This is a genomic window from Gluconobacter sp. P1D12_c (genome assembly GCF_018812105.1).
Classification (GTDB): domain Bacteria; phylum Pseudomonadota; class Alphaproteobacteria; order Acetobacterales; family Acetobacteraceae; genus Gluconobacter; species Gluconobacter oxydans_A.
In genome coordinates, this window is the sequence record NZ_JACSIQ010000468.1 from 1 (window position 1) to 448 (window position 448).

Annotated in this window: 1 pseudogene; it reads right to left on the reverse strand. The window is 53.6% G+C overall.

The features are described 5' to 3' along the window. Window positions 1-362: pseudogene (locus KP705_RS17705) on the reverse strand (hypothetical protein); the annotation flags it as partial. Between the last annotated feature and the right edge of the window lie 86 nt (window positions 363-448).

A 448-nucleotide genomic window follows, 5' to 3' on the forward strand; every position in this document is an offset into this window, starting at 1 on the left:
GCTGTAACTTCGTTGACCCGAATTCCGACTTTTTCGGCGATTTCTTCGCGGGTTAGCATGATCTGTCCGGTATGTGGGAACAGGTGGTCGAACAAGAGCGTCCAGACGTCCACGGCCTTCATTGGACGTTTACTGTTCTTCATTAGCCACAAGGTGACAGCACGGTTCTGTGCGGGACGGATCATAACAAACGGCTCCGTTGTTCCGGGGGCTGGGGTAGTAATGCGTTGAACGGTGACCATGACCCGGCCAAGGGCATCATGGTCAAAATCGGGATTGTCAAAAAACGGCAAAAGGGCTTGGCGAACCTGTTCGGCCTGATCTTCACGAAGCCGATCTTTTGGGGTCTTGAGACGGGTCATGTTCCGCATGTGGGAAACCTCTGTATGAGTGCCGAATAGGTCGCACACTGTGCGACTTTATGGTCGCACGTGGTGCGACCTAATGG